Genomic DNA, 21,423 nt, shown 5'->3' with positions numbered 1-21,423 from the left:
GTACGCCGGGGCAAAGCCTTTTGGGTTACCTTTTCGGCGTTTGGAAAAGGTGACTCGCTGTAAGAGCGAAACCATAAGAAGCCGTTACCGCAGCAACGGATATACACACAACCTCAATACCAAAAAAAAGGCGCGATCCCAAGAATCGCGCCTCTTTCAACAACAGCAATCGATCAACTACCCAGAGCCTTCGAAGCCAGCCAGAACAACCCAGCCGACAGCGCCACAGTCGCCGGCAGGGTCAACACCCAAGCCAGCAGAATAGTCTTCACCGTACCACCTTGCAGGCCGCTCTTATTGGCAACCATGGTCCCGGCCACACCCGAAGACAACACGTGAGTGGTCGAAACCGGCAGGCTGAAAATGTTGGCCATGCCAATCAAACTGGCGGTGGTGATCTGCGCCGACATGCCCTGCGAATAGGTCATGCCCTGCTTGCCGATCTTCTCGCCGATCGTCAGCACCACGCGCTTCCAGCCAACCATGGTACCCAGGCCCAGTGCCAGGGCGACCGCGAGAATCACCCAGAACGGTGCGTATTCGGTGGTGGTGGTCAGGTCTTTGCGCAGCTTGTCCAGGTCAGCCTTTTCACGGGCTTCCAGGCCAGGCAACTTGCCGACTTTCTTCGCCGTGTCGTCCAGGCAGAGCAGGTAGCGACGCACTTCGATGCGGCTTTCCGACGACAGCGAATGGTAGTCCGCTACGCCTTTAAGGGTGTGCAGCAGGGCGGAAATGGTCGGTTCGGTCTGCTGCGGATTGCAGCGGAATTTCTCCGGCAGGTCGCCTTCCACGCTCTTGCCCAGGGCCAGGAACTCGCCCAGCGAATCGGCGTTGCGCTGGTAGAACTGGCTCAGGTGCAGGGTCGCGTCGCGGGTGCGTTCGATCTGGTAGGTGGTGCTGTTCAGGTCGAGAACGAACTGCGCCGGCACGATACCGATCAACACCAGCATGATCAGGCCGATGCCTTTCTGACCATCGTTGGAACCGTGCACGAAGCTCACGGCCATCGCCGAGATGACCAGGACCAGGCGGTTCCAGAACGGCGGGTGCTTTTTGTCGTCGATCTTGCGGCGCTGTTCCGGCGTCTTGTGCATCTTCGACAGCGGGCGCCACCACTTCAGGCCGATCAGCACCAGCGCGGCAATCAGGAAGCCGGCCATTGGCGAGAACACCAGCGAGGCGCCGATATCCATTGCCTTGCGCCAGTTCACACCGTCGGCCAGCGGGATGTCGTTGATCAGGGCGTTGGCCAGGCCGACACCGAGGATCGAGCCGATCAGTGTGTGCGAGCTGGAAGCCGGGATACCGAAGTACCAGGTGCCCAGGTTCCAGGCGATTGCCGCGGCGAGCAACGAGAACACCATCGCCAGGCCATGGCCGGTGTTCACATTGATCAGCAGCTCAACCGGCAGCAGGTGGACGATGGCATACGCCACGCCCACGCCGCCCAGCAGGACGCCGAGGAAATTGAACACACCGGAAAAGAACACCGCCAGGTGCGGCGGCATGGCTTTGGTGTAGATAACAGTGGCTACCGCGTTAGCGGTGTCATGAAATCCATTGATGAACTCGAAGGCGAGGACAAACGTCAGGGCGAGCAAGAGGCTCACAAGCACCCAAGCATCCAGTCCGCTGAATAAATCGATCATGAAGGTTTTCTGACCCGGTCGTAAGGGGGCGCGATTATGCCAGAAAAGAGTGGAAATCGATGCCCTGTCTGCTCATCGGTCACACTCTTCTTCAATTTAATTTGTTGCAGGGCGTTAAAGCCAAGGGCGCTGCATGGTTTTCTAACTAATTGATAGCAAAGAGAAAAAATGTTTTTTATGAGGTTTTTTCAGGTGCGCTGACCCCTCAAACGCTTGTCTGAAATATCTCTGAAACCTGTAGGACGGTCGCTTTCAGTCTGCGCTGTGCAGAGATTGCCGCTGCCCGCGGGTAGCGGGCGCGCAAGGCATCGTCGTTGCACCGCGCTTGTAGCGGGTGTGGACGCCAACCTTCGAAAGATGCAAAAAGCCTGCTTCAAGGCTCTTCGGCTTTGAGTTCCTTTTCGATCTTTTCGATTTCCTGCTTGAAGACCTGATCCTGAACGGTGGGGCGTTTACGCCAGGCCTTGCGTTCCGGTTCGGGCTGAGCGGCGTAGGTGGTGACTTCCCCGCCGTAAACTTCCTTGTAACGTTGTTCCTGGCGCTCAAGTTCCGCGCGCAGTTCGTCTTTCGTCACAGTGCTACCTGTATGAGTTGGGATAAATGTCCGGTGATACGCGCTGCAACGAATTGATTGAGCGACCTCGACGAACTCCCGACGCCTGAACAGGCATTGGGGCAATCGGCGGGGCGATCAAGACTTCCGTGTTACAGGCGGCTACGACACCAGATTAAAACTGACGCAGCATCAGCTTCCAGTTTCGGCGAGCGTTGGCGTTGTGATGATCAAGAGTGCCAGGCGCTGGCCGGGGCCGACGGCGATTGAGATCGCCTCAGCGGGTGGCAACCGCACAGTAAGGCGAGGTTGCACTGAGGTGCATTATAGCGGTCGATTCAGGAATGACTATCTTTGCCAAGTTAAAAACGGTTCTGGATGTGTGATTGTTTTGTTACTCGCAAGTTTTACGGCGAGTTGAAACGCTAACAAACTGTTAGAGGACAGCGATCAGTTTTTGGCGCCATTTAGTCGAGCAACTAAGTCCAACATCCGTTTTCTCATTGAAGTTACACAAGCGCCCTGATCGGCGGCTTGGGCCCGCTACGGGCGATTGCGATTATCGGTCGGCGGTTCGATAATCGCCCAATGTTGGCGGCTCAAGGCTTGCGCATCGGTCTGTGAGCCGTTTGTATGGCCATTGATCCGCGCCGGGTATAGGGACAAGAAATGAACGATCAAATGCGCAACTCCTTCACTTCCGTGGCGCCGCCGATTGTGGCCTCGCCGGCCAAACGCATTCAGGCCCTGACCGGCGATCCTGATTTCATGACCTCGCTGGCACGGGGACTGGCGGTTGTTCAGGCGTTTCAGGAGCGCAAGCGTCACCTGACCATCGCGCAGATCAGCCATCGCACGGAAATTCCCCGCGCCGCCGTGCGCCGTTGCCTGCACACGCTGATCAAGCTCGGTTACGCCACCACCGACGGTCGCACTTATTCATTGCTGCCCAAGGTGCTGACCCTCGGCCACGCGTATCTGTCGTCGACGCCGCTGGCGGTGTCCGCCCAGCCCTACCTCGACCGCATGAGCGAGCAACTGCACGAAGCCTGCAACATGGCCACGCTTGAGGGCGACGACATTCTCTATATCGCCCGCTCGGCGACCACCCAGCGTCTGATTTCGGTGGACCTGTCGGTGGGCGGACGCCTGCCGGCCTATTGCACGTCGATGGGGCGGATCCTGCTGGCAGCGCTGGACGATACCTCGCTCGGTGAATACCTTGAGCACGCTGAACTCGTCGCCAAGACCAGCCGCACGATTCATACCCCCGATGCTTTGCTCGAATGCCTGCAGCAAGTGCGGCAGCAAGGCTGGTGCATCGTCGATCAGGAGCTGGAACAGGGCCTGCGCTCGATTGCCGTGCCGGTCTACGATGCCTCGGGGCAAGTGGTCGCGGCGCTCAACGTCAGTACCCATGCCGGCCGGGTCAGTCGTACCGAACTGGAGCAGCGCTTCCTGCCGGGCCTGTTGAGCGCCAGCCGCGACCTCAGCGCGCAGTTGTTCGCCTGATGAAGCTGTTCGATAAACGCACAGTGTTGCGTTTATCGAATTGACGCTAAAACCCTCGGATCATTAATGTCGCGGCAGCGTCATCCGGCGTTGACCGCCCGTGTCAGCCCGGACTGCCGACCCCGATAATAATGACAAGAGGCACCCCCATGCGCATTCCCCCCGACTGTCTCCGCTCTGCGCCCTGTTGCCGGCTACAGCGCAACGCCTGACCGCAACCTTCTATTCTTGTGACCGTGCCGGGCTTCGGCCGGCCGCCGTTCGACTGCGTTTTTTGCGTGGAATAAAAATAATGAACCAGCCTCAGTCCGCTGTGGGTAACTGCCTCGATGTGCAGACCTTTATCAACGCCCAACCGATCTCGCGCTATCAGTGGCGGGTGGTGATCCTGTGTTTTCTGATTGTGTTTCTCGATGGACTCGATACCGCGGCGATGGGCTTTATTGCCCCGGCGCTGTCGCAGGACTGGGGCATCGACCGTGCCAGTTTGGGACCGGTGATGAGTGCCGCGCTGATCGGCATGGTCTTCGGTGCTCTCGGTTCCGGCCCGCTGGCTGACCGCTTCGGGCGCAAAGTGGTGCTCGTCGGCGCGGTGGTGCTGTTCGGCGCCTTCAGCCTGGCGTCGGCGTACAGCACCAACGTCGAACAATTACTGGTGCTGCGCTTTCTGACCGGCCTTGGCCTTGGAGCGGGGATGCCCAACGCAACAACGCTGTTGTCGGAATACACCCCGGAGCGCAAGAAATCCCTGCTGGTGACCAGCATGTTCTGCGGCTTCAACCTGGGCATGGCCGGCGGCGGGTTCATCTCGGCGAAGCTGATTCCGGCGTTCGGCTGGCACAGCCTGTTACTGATCGGCGGGGTGCTGCCACTGATGCTCGCAGTGGTGCTGCTGTTCTGGCTGCCGGAGTCGGCGCGCTATCTGGTCGTGCGCAACCGCGGCACCGATAAAGTGCGCAAGACCCTGGCGCCCATTGATCCGCTTGTGGTCGCCCAAGCCTCCAGTTTCAGCGTGCCGGAACAGCAAACCGTGAAGGCGCGCAACGTCTTCGCAGTGATCTTCTCCGGTACTTACAGCGCCGGCACCTTGCTGTTGTGGCTGACCTATTTCATGGGCCTGGTGATCGTGTACCTGCTGACCAGTTGGCTGCCTACGCTGATGCGCGACAGTGGCGCCAGCATGGAACAGTCCGCGTTCATCGGAGCGCTGTTTCAGTTCGGCGGTGTATTGAGCGCGGTCGCGGTGGGCTGGGCAATGGATCGCTTTAATCCGCACAAGGTCATCGGCATTTTCTACCTGCTGGCCGGGGTGTTTGCCTACGCAGTGGGGCAGAGCCTGGGCAACATTACGCTGCTGGCGACTCTGGTGCTGGTGGCGGGCATGTGCGTCAACGGTGCGCAATCGGCGATGCCGTCGCTGGCGGCGCGGTTTTATCCGACCCAAGGGCGGGCGACCGGGGTGTCCTGGATGCTAGGGATTGGTCGCTTCGGCGCGATTCTCGGGGCGTGGATGGGCGCAACGTTGCTCGGTCTGGGCTGGAATTTCGAGCAGGTGCTGACGGCTTTGGTGATACCGGCCGGTTTGGCGACGGCGGCGGTGTTGGTCAAGGGCATGGTCAGTCATGCGGATGCAACCTGAGTTCCATGCGCAGGATGTTCAGTGAATGTTCTGGCCCCTTCGCGAGCAAGCCCGCTCCCACAATTGGAATGCATTCCAATTGTGGGAGCGGGCTTGCTCGCGAAGCTTTTGATCCTGATTGTTAGGGGAACAACAATCCGTTCGATAAACGAACACTCAGTCGATTATCGGATTGTTTGGCCAATTTCCCGCGCTTAATCTTCAGTGACTCCGGCGCTGAACCTCGCGCCTTTTTATCACTGGCGATTCAATACCAAAACGGGAGCCCGCTCCATGGCTGAGATCCTTTCGCTGCACGACGCGGTGAAGCAATTCGTCAACGATGGCGACACCGTCGCCCTCGAAGGCTTTACTCACCTGATCCCTACGGCAGCGGGTCATGAAATCATTCGTCAAGGCAAGAAAGATCTGACCCTGGTGCGGATGACGCCTGACCTGATCTACGACCAACTGATCGGCGCCGGGTGCGCGCGCAAGTTGATTTTCTCCTGGGGCGGCAACCCCGGCGTGGGTTCGCTGCACCGTCTGCGCGACGCGGTCGAGAAGCAATGGCCGCAGCCGCTGGAAATCGAAGAACACAGCCACGCCGACCTCGCCAACGCCTACGTCGCCGGCGCTTCCGGTCTGCCGTTCGCGGTACTGCGTGCTTATGCCGGCTCTGATCTGCCGAAGGTCAATCCGCTGATCAAAACCGTGACCTGCCCGTTCACCGGCGAAGTGCTGGCGGCGGTGCCTTCGGTGCGCCCGGACGTCACGGTGATCCATGCGCAGAAAGCCGACCGCAAGGGCAACGTGCTGCTCTGGGGCATTCTCGGCGTGCAGAAAGAAGCCGCGCTGGCGGCCAAGCGCTGCATCGTCACGGTTGAGGAAATCGTCGACGACCTCAATGCGCCGATGAACGCCTGCGTATTGCCGACCTGGGCACTGAGTGCGGTCTGCCACGTGCCGGGCGGCGCGCATCCGTCCTACGCCCACGGTTACACCGAGCGTGACAATCGGTTTTACCAGGCGTGGGACCCGATCGCCCGCGACCGTGAGACGTTTACTGCGTGGATCAACGAATACGTCCATGGCTGCGCTGACTTCAGCGAGTTCCAGGCCAAGTTGGCCGCTGCCTCGGAGGCCAAGTAATGACTTACACCACCAACGAAATGATGACCGTCGCTGCGGCCCGCCGCCTGAAAAACGGCTCGGTGTGCTTCGTCGGCATCGGCCTGCCATCGAAAGCTGCCAACCTTGCGCGACTGACCTCGTCGCCGGACGTGGTGTTGATCTACGAATCCGGCCCGATTGGCGCCAAGCCGAGCGTACTGCCGCTGTCCATCGGTGACGGCGAGTTGGCCGAGACCGCCGACACCGTGGTGCCGACCGGTGAGATTTTTCGCTACTGGCTGCAGGGCGGGCGCATCGACGTCGGTTTTCTCGGCGCCGCGCAGGTTGACCGTTTTGGCAACATCAACACCACCGTGGTCGGCGACTATCACGCGCCGAAAGTACGCCTGCCGGGTGCCGGTGGCGCGCCGGAGATTGCCGGTTCGGCGAAAAGCGTGTTGATCATCCTCAAACAGTCGGCGCGTTCGTTTGTCGACAAACTCGATTTCATCACCTCGGTCGGTCATGGCGAGGGCGGCGATTCGCGCAAGCGTCTGGGCCTGCCGGGCGCCGGTCCGGTGGGGATCATCACCGACCTGTGCATCATGGAGCCGGAGGAGGGCACTCACGAATTCGTGGTCACTGCGTTGCATCCGGGCGTGACCCGTGAGCAAGTGGTGGCCGCCACTGGTTGGGCGATTCGCTTTGCCGACACGGTTGAAACCACCGCTGAGCCGACCGAAGTCGAGCTGACAGCGCTGCGTGATCTTGAAGCGCGTACCGCTGCCGCCCACGGTCAGGCACCGGGAGAAGCATGATGCGTGACGTCTATATCTGCGACGCGATTCGCACCCCCATCGGCCGTTTCGGCGGCGGACTGTCCGGCGTGCGCGCCGATGACCTGGCCGCCGTGCCGATCAAGGCGCTGATGGAGCGTAATCCAGCGGTGGACTGGACGGCCATCGACGAAGTCTTTCTTGGCTGCGCCAATCAGGCCGGTGAAGACAACCGCAACGTTGCGCGCATGGCGCTGCTGCTCGCAGGCCTGCCTGCCAGCGTGCCGGGCGTGACCCTCAATCGCCTCTGCGCTTCGGGCATGGATGCGATCGGCACGGCGTTCCGCGCCATCGCCAGCGGCGAGATGGAGCTGGCGATTGCCGGCGGCGTCGAGTCGATGTCCCGCGCGCCGTTCGTGATGGGCAAGGCCGATGCGGCGTTTTCGCGCAACATGAAACTGGAAGACACCACCATCGGCTGGCGTTTCATCAACCCGCTGATGAAGGCGCAGTACGGCGTCGATGCCATGCCGCAAACCGCTGACAACGTCGCCGACGACTACAAGGTATCGCGCGAGGATCAGGACGCCTTTGCCCTGCGCAGTCAGCAGCGTACCGCCGCCGCCCAGGCCGCTGGCTACTTCGCTGAAGAAATCGTTGAAGTGCGCATCGCGCATAAGAAAGGCGAAACCGTGGTCAGCCAGGACGAACATCCGCGCGCTGACACCACCCTTGAAGCGCTGAGCAAACTGAAACCGGTCAACGGCGCCGACAAAACCGTCACCGCCGGGAATGCCTCGGGTGTTAACGATGGCGCCGCGGCACTGATTCTCGCTTCAGCCGAAGCAGTAAAAAAACACGGCCTGACCGCCCGTGCCAAAGTGCTGGGCATGGCCAGCGCCGGTGTGGCGCCGCGGGTGATGGGCATCGGCCCGGTGCCGGCGGTGCGCAAGTTGACCGAACGCCTTGGCGTGGCGGTCAGCGATTTCGACGTGATCGAACTCAACGAGGCGTTTGCCAGCCAGGGTCTGGCGGTGTTGCGCGAGTTGGGTCTGGCCGACGATGCGCCACAGGTCAACCCGAACGGTGGCGCGATTGCCTTGGGCCACCCGCTGGGCATGAGCGGAGCGCGGCTGGTGCTGACAGCCCTGCATCATCTGGAAAAAACCGGTGGCAAGAAAGGTCTGGCGACCATGTGCGTCGGTGTCGGCCAAGGTCTGGCCCTGGCCATCGAACGCGTCTGACGCGCTGTGACACTTATAAGAACAGAGGAAAGCGAAATGACTGACAAGCCTGGCTACCGTCGCCCACAGGCAGGCACTCAGCCTGACTACCTGCACCCGACCTATCAATCCACCAACCTGCGCTCGCCGTCCAAGCCTTTGGTGTATCTGCCTCATTCACTCTCGGAAATCACCGGGCCGACCATTGGCGCCGAGCACGTCGCCGAGAAGGACAACGACCTGACCGCCCAGCACGACGGTGAGCCGTTGGGCGAGCGCATCATTATTCATGGCCGCGTACTCGACGAAAACGGTCTGCCGGTGCCGGGTATTCTGGTGGAGATCTGGCAGGCGAACGCCGCCGGCCGCTACAACCACGCGCGCGATCTGCACGACGCGCCGCTGGACCCGAATTTCACCGGCACCGGCCGTACCGTAACCGATGCCGACGGCTGGTATCAGTTCCAGACCATCAAGCCCGGCGCGTATCCGTGGGGCAATCACCACAATGCGTGGCGCCCGGCGCACATCCATTTTTCCCTGTTCGGGCCGAGCATCCTCACGCGTCTGGTCACGCAAATGTATTTCCCCGGTGATCCGTTGCTGGCCTATGACCCAATCTACAACTGCGTGCCGGATACCTCGGCCAAGGAACGCCTGATCGCCAGTTTCGATCTGGAAAAAACCATTCCGTCCTACGCCCTCGGTTACCGCTGGGACATCGTGCTGCGCGGCCGTGATGCCACGCCGATGGAGAAATAAGATGACCCTGACTGCGACTACCTCCCACACCGTCGGGCCGTATTACCACATCGGCCTGACCTGGCTGAATCGCGAAGCCCTCGCCAACGAGCTGACCCTGGGCGAGCGCGTAGCGATCACTGGCCAAGTGGTGGACGGCAACGGCGATATCGTCAGCGACGCCATGCTTGAAGTCTGGCAGGCCAACGCCGCCGGCAAATACGACCACCCGGAAGATCAGCAAGACAAACCGCTCGACCCGAATTTCGAAGGTTTTGGCCGGATCCCTGTGGACGCCGAAGGGCGCTTCCGTTTCACCACGATCAAACCCGGCACTGTGCAAGGGCTCAAAGGCTCGACCCAGGCGCCGCATCTGGTGGTGCTGGTGTTCGCCCGGGGCCTGGTCAAGCACCTGCTGACGCGGATCTACTTTGAGGGTGAGCCGGCGAACGTGGATGACCCGTTGCTGGAATGCGTGCCGGCAGAACGTCGCCAGACCTTGCTGGCCAAAGCGGATGCTTCGGGCGTTTACCAGTGGAATGTGATTCTGCAGGGCACCGATGCCGAGACGGTGTTCTTCGATTATTGATCGGTGCATCAGTGGCCAGCGATCACTGTGGTGAGGGGATTTATCCCCGCTGGGCTGCGAAGCGGCCCCAAAACCAGCCGGCGCGGTATTTCAGGTGAACCGCGTGTATCTGATTTGCGAGTGCTTCGCACTCGAGCGGGGATAAATCCCCTCGCCACAAGGGCTGATCCGGCCTGTGTGATGAGCCAATGTGGAACGGGACTGTTGCAAAGTGTGTCTAGACTGTGACCGTCCCTTTCGAGTGAAAAGACAATGACCACCACCACTTCCCACTACACCGGCGAAGAGCGCAGCAAGCGCATCTTCGCCATTGTCGGCGCCTCGTCCGGCAATCTGGTCGAATGGTTCGACTTCTATGTCTATGCCTTCTGCGCGATCTATTTCGCCCCGGCGTTTTTCCCCTCCGATAACCCGACCGTGCAACTGGTCAATACCGCCGGTGTGTTTGCCGCTGGCTTCCTGATGCGGCCGATTGGCGGCTGGATCTTCGGCCGGGTCGCCGACAAGCACGGGCGCAAGAATTCGATGCTCATCTCGATTCTGATGATGTGCTTTGGCTCGCTGTTGATCGCCTGCCTGCCGACCTACAAGGACATTGGGGTCTGGGCGCCGGTGCTGCTGCTTTTTGCGCGCCTTTTGCAAGGGCTATCGGTGGGTGGCGAATACGGCACCACCGCAACCTACATGAGTGAGGTGGCGCTTAAGGGCCAACGCGGTTTCTTCGCCTCGTTCCAGTACGTGACGTTAATCGGCGGACAACTGCTGGCGGTGTCGCTGGTGGTGGTGCTGCAACAGTTCCTCACCGAAGAAGACCTGCGGGCCTACGGCTGGCGGATTCCGTTCGTGGTCGGTGCGGTGGCGGCGCTGATTTCGCTGTTCCTGCGGCGCTCGCTGAAAGAAACCACCAACAAGGAAACCCGCGAACACAAAGACGCCGGCAGCATCGCGGCACTGTTTCGCGATCACAAAGCCGCGTTCATTACGGTACTCGGCTACACCGCGGGCGGGTCGCTGATTTTCTACACCTTCACCACCTACATGCAGAAATACCTGGTCAACACCGCCGGCATGCACGCCAAGACCGCCAGCTACATCATGACCGGCGCGCTGTTTCTGTACATGTGCATGCAGCCGCTGTTCGGCATGCTCGCCGACAAGATCGGCCGACGTAATTCGATGCTCTGGTTTGGCGCTCTCGGCACGCTGTTCACCGTGCCGATTCTGCTCAGTTTGAAAAGCATCAGCAGTCCGTTTCTGGCGTTCGTGCTGATTACGCTGGCGCTGGCAATTGTCAGTTTCTACACCTCGATCAGCGGGTTGGTGAAAGCCGAAATGTTCCCGCCCGAGGTGCGCGCCCTCGGTGTCGGTCTGGCCTATGCGGTGGCCAATGCGATCTTTGGCGGTTCGGCGGAATTCGTCGCTCTGAGCCTGAAAAATATCGGCATGGAAAACTCGTTCTATTGGTACGTCACGGCGATGATGGCGGTGGCGTTCCTGTTCAGCCTGCGCCTGCCGAAACAGGCGGCGTATTTGCACCACGATCTCTAACCTCCAGCGCGCGGGCCGGCATGGCCCGCGCCGGCAAGGACTGTTTATGACTCAGCGACCGGGCAATCAATTGTTCGATGCCTACTTCACCGCCCGTGATATGCGCGAGGTGTTCTGCGATCAGGGCCGCGTGCAGGCAATGCTCGACTTCGAAGCGGCGCTGGCCCGGGCCGAGGCGCGTATTGGCCTGATTCCTTTATCAGCGGTGGCACCGATTGCGGCGGCGTGCGACGCCGGTCTGTATGACTTCGCCGCGCTGGGCGAGGCGATTGCCAGCGCCGGCAACTCGGCGATTCCACTGGTCAAGGCGTTGGGCAGACAGATTGCGTCTAGCGACGCCGAAGCCGAGCGCTATGTGCATCTGGGCGCGACCAGTCAGGACGTGATGGATTCCGGGCTGGTGCTGCAATTGCGTCAGGCGTTGGCGCTGATCGAAAGCGATCTGGCGCTACTGGCCGATTCGCTGGCCACCCAGGCACAACGGTTCGCCACCACACCGTTGGCCGGGCGCACCTGGCTGCAACACGCGACGCCAGTCACCCTCGGCATGAAAATCGCCGGCTGGCTGGGTGCTGTGACGCGCAGCCGTCAGCGTCTGCGGGAACTGAAACCGCGGCTGCTGGTGCTGCAATTCGGTGGCGCCTCCGGCACGCTCGCGGCGCTGGGTGAGCAGGCCTTGCCAATCGCGCAAGCCTTGGCCGAAGAGCTGCAACTGAGCCTGCCGGAACAACCGTGGCACACCCAGCGCGATCGCATCGTCGAATTCGGCGCCGTGCTTGGCCTGATCGCCGGCAGCCTCGGCAAGCTCGGCCGCGACATCAGCCTGTTGATGCAGACCGAAGCGGCGGAAGTGTTCGAGCCGGCGGCGCCGGGCAAGGGCGGGTCATCGACCATGCCGCACAAACGCAACCCGGTGGGCGCGGCAGTATTGATCGGCGCGGCGACCCGGGTGCCGGGGCTGGTGTCGACGCTGTTCAGTGCGATGCCGCAGGAACACGAGCGCAGCCTCGGTCTGTGGCATGCCGAATGGGAAACCCTGCCGGAGATTTGCTGCCTGGTCTCGGGTTCGCTGCAACAGGCGCGCTTGCTTGCCGATGGCCTGGAAGTCGACGCCGCACGCATGACCCGTAACCTCGAATTGACTCAAGGGCTGGTGCTGGCCGAAGCGGTGAGCATTGTCCTTGCGCAACGGGTGGGTCGCGACACCGCGCATCATCTGCTGGAACAGTGCTGCAAACGCGCGGTGGCCGAGCAGCGTCACTTGCGCGCGGTGCTCGGTGACGAGCCGCAAGTCACCGCCGAACTCAGCGAGGCTGAACTCGACGATCTTCTCAACCCCGCGCACTACCTCGGCCAGGCCCACGTCTGGGTCGAGCGCGCGGTGGCCGAACACAACGCTTTGACTGTTTGAAGGAGAAGGCTGTGGCTTTCGTTCACCTCGCCGATGGCGAACTGCACTACCAAATCGATGGCCCGGACGATGCGCCGGTGCTGATGCTGTCCAACTCGCTGGGCACCGACCTGCACATGTGGGACGCGCAGATGCCGGCGTTCACCGAGCATTTTCGCGTGCTGCGTTTCGACACTCGCGGCCATGGTCAATCGCTAGTCACCGAAGGGCCGTACAGCATTGAGCAACTGGGCCACGACGTGCTCGGTCTGCTCGATGCGCTGCACATCGAGCGTGCACATTTCTGCGGACTGTCGATGGGCGGATTGATCGGCCAGTGGCTGGGGATCAATGCCGGCCAGCGCCTGCACAAGCTGGTCGTCTGCAACACAGCGGCGAAAATCGGCGATCCGTCGGTGTGGAATCCGCGCATCGAAACGGTATTGCGCGACGGCCCGGCGGCGATGGTCGCGCTGCGTGACGCCTCGATTGCGCGCTGGTTTACCCCGGACTTCTCGGCAGCGCATCCCGAGGCGGCGAAGAAGATTACCGACATGCTCGCCGCGACGAATCCACAAGGTTATGCGGCCAACTGCGCCGCCGTGCGCGATGCCGATTTCCGTGAGCAACTGGCTTCGATCAAGGTGCCGTTGCTGGTGATTGCCGGCAGCGAAGATGCGGTGACGCCGCCGTCCGGTGGGCATTTCATTCGCGACCACGTGCGCGGCGCCGAGTACGCCGAGTTCTACGCGGCGCACCTGTCCAACGTGCAGGCCGGCGTCGGGTTCAGCGACCGGGTGCTGGCGTTTTTGCAGGCTCAGTGAGGAAAATTTTGTGGACGAAAAACAACGTTACGACGAAGGCATGCAAGTGCGCCGCGCGGTATTGGGCGACGCCCATGTCGATCGCAGCCTGACCACCCTGACCGAATTCAACTCGGAGTTCCAGGAGATGATCACCCGCCACGCCTGGGGCGATATCTGGACCCGCCCGGGCCTGCCTCGGCACACGCGCAGCCTGATCACCATCGCCATGCTGATCGGCATGAATCGCGAGGGTGAACTGAAGCTGCACCTGCGCGCGGCGGCCAACAACGGCGTGAGCCGGGGCGAGATCAAGGAAGTGATCATGCAGAGCGCGATTTATTGCGGCATTCCGGCGGCGAACGCGACGTTTCATCTGGCCGAATCGGTGTGGGATGAATTGGGTGTTGAATCCCGGGATTGATGGTGTCTGAGCTGATGCTATCGCGAGCAGGCTCACTCCTACAGGGAAACGCATTCCAAATGTAGGAGTGAGCCTGCTCGCGATAGCGGTAGTGGATGCGACAAATCAAACCGTGGCGACAATAAATATCCGCTTGAACGCAAACAACGTGCAGCCGTCGCCCTCTGGCGGGTAATGCTCATGCACCCGCATCAGGTAGTGATAGATAAACCGCGCCTGTTGCGCTGAATCCAGCGCCTGCATCACCGGCCGCAGCGCCGAGACCTTGACCCAGTCATACACCGGCGACTTGCCGTTCACCACTTGCAACTGCTCGGTCTCCCAAATGTCCAGCGACGTGGTCAGCGGGGCGAGCAACCGGTAGTAATCCTCCAGTGTCAGCAACGTCCGCGAAGCCATGCGCTGGCGCAGTTCAGGCGTGCCCAACGGCGTGCCGCCGGGGCCTGCGTCTTCCAGTGTTTCGAGCATCAAGCGATACCACAACGCGTCGCGCCAGTCCGGCATGTGCGCTGCGAGGCAACCGCCAGGATTCAGATGCCCGAGCAGGCGCGGCAGCAACGTTTCATGGCCATCGAGAAAATGCAGCACGGCGGCGGCAAACAGCAAATCCGCTGGCTGCTCCGGTTGCCAGGCCAGCAGATCACATTGCTTCCACAGCGCCTTGATCGGCAGGCCGCGGGCCTCGTCGAGCATTTGCGGCGAGCTGTCGATGCCCTGCAATTGCGCACGCGGCCAGCGCTTGGCCAATAATTGCGTGGCGATGCCTGTGCCACAGCCCAGATCGTAGATGCGCTTGGGGTTTTGCACATCGACACGGTCGAGCAATTCGTTGACCGGGCGTTGCCTGAGTCGGGAAAACTGTTGGTACGCCTTGGCGTCCCAGTCGGGTGCTGAGGTGAGTCGGTTGATCATGAGGTGGTCCTCCGGTGATCAATGGTGTCTTCCGATGACAACCTGGTGCACAGCTGGGGACCGACTACGAAACGGAAGCGGGAAGGGTGGGGCGCCTGAGTCCTTCAGGTTTGCTCACTGTAACTGCCGCTTGGCAAAGCGCCAAACATCCTGACCAATGGCACAAATCCCCTGTAGGAGTGAGCCTGCTCGCGATAGCGTTAGGTCAATCATTGCGAATGTGACTGATCTACCGCTATCGCGAGCAGGCTCACTCCTACAGATGAAATCGTGGTTTACAGGAGGCTGATCGGGTAGCTGACGATCAGGCGATTTTCATCAAACTCGTTATTGCTAAAATCCCGGCGCAGGGTCGAGTTGCGCCATTTGACGTTGAGGTTCTTCAGCGTGCCGCTCTGCACGGTATAGCCCAGTTCTGACTCGCGGCCCCATTCCTTGCCGTCGGTGAGGGTCCCGGTGTGCACGTTGTCGCCGCTGATGTAGCGGTTCATCAGCGTCAGGCCGGGAATGCCCATGGCGGCAAAGTTGTAGTCGTGGCGCAACTGCCAGGAACGTTCCTGCGCATTGTCATAGCTGGCGTTGTAGCTATCGTTGGCCAGCGTGCCGCCGCTGGTGCCGTTGACGCGCATCCACGCGCTGTCGCCGGTGAGTTTCTGCAGGCCGACGTAGAAGGTGTTGCCGCCGTACCTGGCCGAGAACATCCCGGACCAGGTCTTGTTGTCGAGATCGCCGGCGCGGGCACTGCCATCTTCCTTGCCGTAAAAGAAGCCGAGGCTGGCGCCCAGCGTCCAGTCGCCAAGCGGCTGGCTGTGGATCAGGTTGATGTACTGCTGGCTGTAGATGTCTTTGAGTTCGGCGTTCCACAGGCCGATCTGCGTGCGTTTGTCATTGAAGACGTATTCGCCGCCCTGAAAGTTGAACCGGTCAGAGGTGAACGCGGCTTTGCCGGTCATCGACATGTCGCTCATGCTGCTGTCGTCGCGCGGGCTGTTGGCGCGGAACTGGCCACCATAAAGGGTCAGCCCGTCGATTTCCTTCGAGGTGATCTGGCCGCCGCGAAAGGTCTGCGGCAATGAACGGCCGTCGTCGGAGCGCAGAATGGGCAACACCGGCATCCACTCACCAACCTTGATTTCGGTTTCGGACAACTTTGCCTTGAAGGCAACGTTGGTGCGACCGAAGTTGTCCGCCGGACGGCCGTCGCGGTCCAGCGGCAACAGCTGCGTGCCGCCGGTGCCCTTACCGCCATCGAGCTTCACCGAATACAGCCCCAATACATCCATGCCGAAACCGACGGTGCCCTGGGTGAACCCGGATTTGGCGTCAAGGATGAAACTCTGCGTCCATTCCTCAGCCTTGCCTTGGGCTTTGGTTGGATCGGTGAAGTTGCGGTTGATGTAGAAGTTGCGCAGGTTGAGGTTGACCTTGGCGCCTTCAACGAAACCGGCTTCTTCGGCGCTCGCTGGCAGGGCCAGACCGGCAATGGCCAATGCAACCAGGCCGGGCAATGCATAAGGCACAGGGAAAACTGTCATGGACGTGGTCTCTCTTGTTTTTTTAGGGCGAACGGCTGCGCTGTCATCGTTTTCAAGGGCGTTGACAGGGATTGCTATTAAGAGTGAAGCGGCGGCAGTCAGCCGGGCGGGGCAGGGCGCTGGAGCATGGTGTCGAACCTTGTTGTTATTGGTTTTCTGAGGCGAATGGTGCGGGGCGCGGCGATGGGGATTCAATTGGTAAAAGCGGGTTTTGGGCGGTTATCGAACGCAAGATTCAACGGAGTTTTTAGCGACTGAGATGGCCTCATCGCGAGCAGGCTCACTCCTACATTTGGAATGCGTTCCCTTGTAGGAGTGAGCCTGCTCGCGATGGCGCCGGTGCAGGCGCCATATCTTTTTTGCCAGCCAACAAAAAGCCCACCAATAAGGTGGGCTTGATGCTTTCAACCGATGGTCAGAACAGCTTCATCTTCGGTGCTTCTTCTTTCACCGGCTCGTTCTGCGCGGTCTGCGCATTCCAGCCGCCACCCAGGGCCTTGTACAGGTTGACCGCACTGGTCAGCTGCGCGAGGCGGTCGGTGATCAGCGCCTGTTGCGCGCTGAACAACTGACGCTGGGCATCGAGGAAGGTCAGGTTGCTGTCGACGCCGATGCGATAGCGGCGTTCGGCCAGGCGGTAGTAATCCTGGTTGGCCTGAACGAAGTCACGCTGCGCTTGCAACTGCTCGGTGTAGGTCTGACGTGCGGCCAGGCCGTCGGCGACTTCCTGGAAGGCCGTTTGAATGGACTTCTCGTAGTTCGCCACGCCAATGTCCTTCTGGATCCTGGCGTAGTCGAGGCTGGCGCGCAGGCTGCCGGCGTTGAAGATCGGCAGGTTGATCTGCGGCTGGAACAGCCACGTTCCCGAACCGCCCTTGAACAGACCGGACAGATCCGGACTCAGAGTGCCCGCGTTGGCGGTCAGGCTGATGCTCGGGAAAAACGCGGCGCGGGCTGCGCCGATATTGGCGTTAGCCGCTTTCAGGTTGTGCTCGGCTTGCAGAATGTCCGGACGACGTTGCAGCAGATCCGAAGGCAGACCGGCCGGCACGTCGCTGAGCAGATCGTCCGACAACGGTTTGGCCGCTTGCAGGTTGGCCGGAATGCCGGTGCCGAGCAGCAGGGTCAGGCTGTTTTCATCTTGCGCCACCTGACGGGTATACCGCGCCAGTTGCGCCCGGGCGTTTTCCACCGAGGTTCGCGACTGCGCCAGATCCAGCGCCGAGGCCACACCGACTTCGTTGCTGCGGCTGGTCAGCTTGTAGCTTTCTTCGAAGGCACCGAGGGTGTCCTGGGTCAGCTTGAGCAGTTCCTTGTCCGCTTGCCAGGTCAGGTAAGCGTTGGCGACGCTGGCGACCAGACTGATCTGGGTGCTGCGCCGCGCTTCTTCGGTGGCGAAGTATTGCTGCAGCGCTTGCTCGCTCAGGCTACGAACGCGACCGAACAGGTCGAGCTCGTAGGCGCTGACGCCCACAGTCGCCGAGTAGGAACTGCTGATGCTCGACTCACCGGTTTGCGAGGCGCGGGCCGGCAGGCGCTGGCGGCTGCCGGAGCCGTTCGCCGAGACGGCCGGGAACAGGTCGGCACGCTGGATACGGTACTGCGCCGCGTAAGCGTCGATGTTCAGCGCCGCGACACGCAGGTCGCGGTTGTTTTCCAGCGCGACCTGGATCAGCTGTTGCAGCGCCGGGTCATGGAAAAACTGCTGCCAGCCCTGCTCGGCCGCGGCTTGTGCCGGTGCCTGGGCCGGCGAGTATGCCGGCCCTTGCGGGTACTGACCTGCGACCGGAGCCTCAGGCTGCTGATAATCAGGTATCAGCGAGCAACCGCTCAGCACGAAGGCGGCGACTGCGATGGAGAGTAGCGACTTGCTCATTGGCCAGCCTCTTTAGGAGTTTCTTGAGTGTCATCCACGTGGGCGTTTTTACGTTGGCCCATGGACGAAACCGTGACAAAGAACAGTGGGACCCAGAAGATCGCCAGGATCGTGGCCGTGAGCATACCGCCAATCACGCCCGTACCGATCGCATGTTGACTGCCTGAACCGGCGCCGGTGGAGATCGCCAGCGGTACAACACCGAGGACGAAGGCCAGCGACGTCATGATGATCGGGCGCAGACGCATACGGCAGGCTTCGATAGCCGCCTCACGCAGGCTGCGTCCCTGCTCGTGCAATTCCTTGGCGAATTCGACAATCAGAATGGCGTTTTTAGCCGCCAGACCGATGGTCGTCAACAGGCCCACCTGGAAGTACACGTCGTTGGACAGGCCGCGCAGACTGGTGGCCATCAACGCACCGATGATCCCCAGCGGTACCACGAGCATGACCGCGATCGGAATCGACCAGCTCTCGTACAGCGCCGCCAGGCACAGGAACACCATCAGCAGCGACAAGGCGTATAGCGCTGGCGCTTGCGAGCCGGACAGACGTTCCTCGTAGGACAGACCGGTCCAGGAGATACCGACACCGGCCGGCAGCTTCTTGGCAATCGCCTCGACTTCGGCCATCGCTTCACCGGTGGAGTAGCCCGGCGCCGGAGCCCCGAGAATCTCGACTGCTTCTACACCGTTGTAGCGCGCCAGTTTCGGTGAGCCGTAGACCCATTCGCCCTTGGCAAACGCCGAGAACGGAACCATGGTGCCGTCGGCGTTACGCACGTACCACTTCTTCAGGTCTTCGGGGCTCATGCGCGAGTCCGGCTGGCCCTGCACGTACACTTTCTTCACGCGACCACGGTCGATGAAGTCGTTGACGTAGCTACTGCCCAGCGCGATCGACAGGGTGTTGTTGATATCGCTGATGGTGATGCCGAGGGCGCTGGCCTTCTCGTCGTCGATTTCCAGCTGGAACTGCGGCTCGTCGTTCAGGCCGTTCGGCCGCACCTGCGTCAGCACCTTGCTCTGTGCTGCCATGCCGAGGAACTGGTTGCGTGCCTCCATCAGTTTTTCGTGGCCGATACCGGCGCGGTCCTGCAGGAACACGTCGAAACCGGTGGCGTTACCCAATTCCAGTACCGCTGGCGGGGCGAAGGCAAACACCATCGCATCGCGGAAACTGAAGAAGTGTTGCTGGGCACGGGCCGCGAGCTTGAACACGCTGTTGTCAGCGTTACGCTCGCCCCACGGCTTGAGCATGATGAACGCCATACCCGAACTCTGACCACGGCCGGCGAAGTTGAAGCCGGTCACGGTGAACACCGACGCCACTGCGTCCGCCTCACCGCCGTCCTTGTTGGGACGCAGCAGGTACTCACGCATTTCATCCACGACCACCTGCGTACGCTCGGCACTCGAACCTGCCGGGGTCTGCACCTGAGCGAACAGAACGCCCTGGTCTTCTTCTGGAAGGAACGCGGTCGGGATGCGGGTGAACAGCCAGATCATGCCGACCACGATCAACAGATAAGCCAGCAGGTACGGCACCTTGCGGGTCAGCATGTTGCCGACGCCACGCTCGTAACTCTGCACGCCACGGTCGAAGTTGCGGTTGAACCAGCCGAAGAAACCTTTCTTCGGGGTGCCATGCTCGCCTTTCGGAATCGGCTTGAGCATGGTCGCGCACAGCGCCGGGGTGAAGATCAGGGCAACCAGTACCGACAGGGCCATGGCCGAAACGATGGTGATCGAGAACTGCTTGTAGATCACCCCGGTGGAGCCGCTGAAGAACGCCATCGGCAGCAGTACCGCCGACAGCACCAGGGCGATACCGACCAGGGCTCCCTGGATCTGGCCCATGGATTTTTTCGTGGCTTCCTTCGGTGACAAGCCTTCTTCGCTCATCACCCGTTCGACGTTTTCCACCACAACGATGGCGTCGTCCACCAGCAGACCGATGGCCAGCACCATGCCGAACATGGTCAGGGTGTTGATGCTGAAACCGGCGGCGGCGAGGATACCGAACGTACCGAGCAATACCACCGGCACGGTCATCGTGGTGATGACGGTGGCGCGGAAGTTCTGCAGGAACAGGAACATCACCAGGAACACCAGCGCGATCGCTTCGACCAGCGTGTGCACCACGCCTTTGATCGACTCGGTCACCACTGGCGTGGTGTCGTACGGGAACACCACTTCCATGCCTTGCGGGAAGAACGGCTTGAGGCTGTCGATGGTGTTACGCAGGGCCTTGGCCGTGTCGAGGGCGTTGGCACCGTTGGCCAGTTTCACCGCCAGACCGGAAGCCGGGCTGCCGTTGAACTGGGCGCTGATCGCGTAGTTCTCACCGCCGAGGCCGACCTCAGCCACGTCTTTGAGGCGAACCTGCGAGCCGTCCTTGTTGACCTTGAGCAGGATTTCCTTGAACTGCTCGGCTGTCTGCAGACGGGTCTTGCCGATGATCGTCGCGTTCAGTTGCTGGCCCTTGACGGCAGGCAAGCCACCGAGCTGACCGGATGAAACCTGAACGTTCTGCGCCGCGATGGCGGTTCTGACGTCGACCGGGGTCAGGTTGAAGTTGTTCAACTTGGCCGGGTCCAGCCAGATGCGCATCGCGTACTGGGCACCGAAGACCTGGAAGTCACCGACACCGGCGGTGCGCGAGATCGGGTCCTGCATGTTCGACACGATGTAGTTGGACAGGTCGTCCTTGGTCATGCTGCCGTCACGCGATACCACGCCGATCACCAGCAGGAAGTTTTTCACTGCCTTGGTCACGCGGATACCTTGCTGCTGCACTTCCTGGGGCAACAGCGGGGTGGCCAGGTTCAGCTTGTTCTGGACCTGGACCTGCGCGGTGTCGGAGTTGGTGCCTTGCTCGAAGGTCGCGGTGATGGTCATGCTGCCGTCGGAGTTACTTTCCGAGGACACATAACGCAGGTTGTCGATACCGTTGAGTTGCTGCTCGATCACCTGGACCACGGTGTCCTGCACGGTTTGCGCGGACGCACCCGGGTAGGTCACGGAGATCGCAATGGCCGGCGGTGCAATGCTCGGGTATTGGTTGATCGGCAATTTCAGGATCGAAAGCGCGCCGACCAGCATGATCACCAGGGCAATTACCCAGGCGAAAATCGGACGGTCGATGAAGAATTTTGACAT

17 protein-coding genes are annotated in these 21,423 nt (G+C 61.0%); 11 read left to right on the top strand and 6 right to left on the bottom strand.

The features are described 5' to 3' along the window. Positions 1-173 precede the first annotated feature (173 nt). Positions 174-1,649 (bottom strand): inorganic phosphate transporter, encoded by a 1,476-nt coding sequence (locus tag HU765_RS13650; protein WP_186552071.1) that lies wholly within the window; start codon positions 1,647-1,649, stop codon positions 174-176. Positions 1,650-2,022: 373 nt separating this feature from the next. Continuing rightward, a complete protein-coding gene (locus tag HU765_RS13645) occupies positions 2,023-2,223 on the bottom strand; it encodes a hypothetical protein (protein ID WP_008080067.1) in 201 nt (66 codons plus the stop codon). Between the two features lie 648 nt (positions 2,224-2,871). Here HU765_RS13645 and pcaR point away from each other — a divergent pair. The 11 genes from pcaR (at position 2,872) to pcaC (ending at position 13,939) form a co-directional block, all read left to right on the top strand. Then, complete coding sequence (gene pcaR / locus HU765_RS13640) at positions 2,872-3,714, top strand: pca regulon transcriptional regulator PcaR (protein ID WP_186552072.1); 843 nt, start codon at positions 2,872-2,874, stop codon at positions 3,712-3,714. Between the two features lie 292 nt (positions 3,715-4,006). Beyond that, the gene (locus HU765_RS13635) at positions 4,007-5,353 is read left to right on the top strand and encodes an MFS transporter (RefSeq protein WP_186621122.1); all 1,347 of its coding nucleotides are present in this window, start codon (positions 4,007-4,009) and stop codon (positions 5,351-5,353) included. 273 nt (positions 5,354-5,626) lie between these two features. Further along, complete coding sequence (locus HU765_RS13630; RefSeq protein ID WP_186621121.1) at positions 5,627-6,484, top strand: CoA transferase subunit A; 858 nt, start codon at positions 5,627-5,629, stop codon at positions 6,482-6,484. Further along, positions 6,484-7,263 (top strand): CoA-transferase subunit beta, encoded by a 780-nt coding sequence (locus tag HU765_RS13625; protein WP_186621120.1) that lies wholly within the window; start codon positions 6,484-6,486, stop codon positions 7,261-7,263. The genes HU765_RS13630 and HU765_RS13625 overlap by 1 nt, the downstream gene beginning before the upstream one ends. Beyond that, positions 7,260-8,465, top strand: coding sequence for a 3-oxoadipyl-CoA thiolase (pcaF, locus tag HU765_RS13620; RefSeq protein WP_186621118.1), 1,206 nt, complete (start codon positions 7,260-7,262; stop codon positions 8,463-8,465). The genes HU765_RS13625 and pcaF overlap by 4 nt, the downstream gene beginning before the upstream one ends. Positions 8,466-8,501: 36 nt before the next feature. Continuing rightward, complete coding sequence (gene pcaH, locus HU765_RS13615) at positions 8,502-9,206, top strand: protocatechuate 3,4-dioxygenase subunit beta (RefSeq protein WP_186621116.1); 705 nt, start codon at positions 8,502-8,504, stop codon at positions 9,204-9,206. Between the two features lies 1 nt (position 9,207). Further along, positions 9,208-9,774 carry a protocatechuate 3,4-dioxygenase subunit alpha gene (gene pcaG, locus HU765_RS13610; RefSeq protein WP_186621114.1) on the top strand — a complete coding sequence of 189 codons (567 nt, stop codon included), beginning with the start codon at positions 9,208-9,210 and terminating at the stop codon, positions 9,772-9,774. Positions 9,775-10,026: 252 nt separating this feature from the next. Beyond that, positions 10,027-11,322, top strand: coding sequence for an MFS family transporter (locus HU765_RS13605; protein WP_186552079.1), 1,296 nt, complete (start codon positions 10,027-10,029; stop codon positions 11,320-11,322). A 46-nt stretch (positions 11,323-11,368) separates the two neighbouring features. Further along, positions 11,369-12,733: a 3-carboxy-cis,cis-muconate cycloisomerase gene (locus HU765_RS13600; protein WP_186621112.1), complete on the top strand. Its 1,365-nt coding sequence runs from the start codon at positions 11,369-11,371 to the stop codon at positions 12,731-12,733. An 11-nt stretch (positions 12,734-12,744) separates the two neighbouring features. After that, positions 12,745-13,536: a 3-oxoadipate enol-lactonase gene (gene pcaD, locus HU765_RS13595; protein WP_186621110.1), complete on the top strand. Its 792-nt coding sequence runs from the start codon at positions 12,745-12,747 to the stop codon at positions 13,534-13,536. A 10-nt stretch (positions 13,537-13,546) separates the two neighbouring features. Beyond that, complete coding sequence (pcaC, locus tag HU765_RS13590; protein ID WP_024011942.1) at positions 13,547-13,939, top strand: 4-carboxymuconolactone decarboxylase; 393 nt, start codon at positions 13,547-13,549, stop codon at positions 13,937-13,939. Positions 13,940-14,044: 105 nt separating this feature from the next. Here pcaC and HU765_RS13585 read toward each other — a convergent pair whose 3' ends face one another. The 4 genes from HU765_RS13585 to emhB all read right to left on the bottom strand — a co-directional run bounded on the left by HU765_RS13585 (position 14,045) and on the right by emhB (position 21,423). Continuing rightward, on the bottom strand, positions 14,045-14,851 hold the full coding sequence (locus tag HU765_RS13585) for a methyltransferase domain-containing protein (protein WP_186621108.1): 807 nt from the start codon (positions 14,849-14,851) through the stop codon (positions 14,045-14,047). Positions 14,852-15,126: 275 nt separating this feature from the next. After that, a complete protein-coding gene (locus tag HU765_RS13580; protein WP_186621106.1) occupies positions 15,127-16,386 on the bottom strand; it encodes an OprD family porin in 1,260 nt (419 codons plus the stop codon). A 415-nt stretch (positions 16,387-16,801) separates the two neighbouring features. Next, positions 16,802-18,262, bottom strand: coding sequence for an efflux RND transporter outer membrane subunit EmhC (gene emhC, locus HU765_RS13575; protein ID WP_186621104.1), 1,461 nt, complete (start codon positions 18,260-18,262; stop codon positions 16,802-16,804). After that, entirely contained in the window at positions 18,259-21,423 is a 3,165-nt protein-coding gene (gene emhB / locus HU765_RS13570) for an efflux RND transporter permease subunit EmhB (protein ID WP_186621102.1), read from the bottom strand. Before emhB ends, emhC begins: the two co-directional genes overlap by 4 nt.

It is taken from the genome of Pseudomonas sp. SWRI81 (assembly GCF_014268545.1).
Taxonomy (GTDB): domain Bacteria; phylum Pseudomonadota; class Gammaproteobacteria; order Pseudomonadales; family Pseudomonadaceae; genus Aquipseudomonas; species Aquipseudomonas hamedanensis.
The sequence above is the reverse complement of the archived record's forward strand: the minus strand, read 5'-3'. Positions and strand labels throughout refer to the sequence as shown.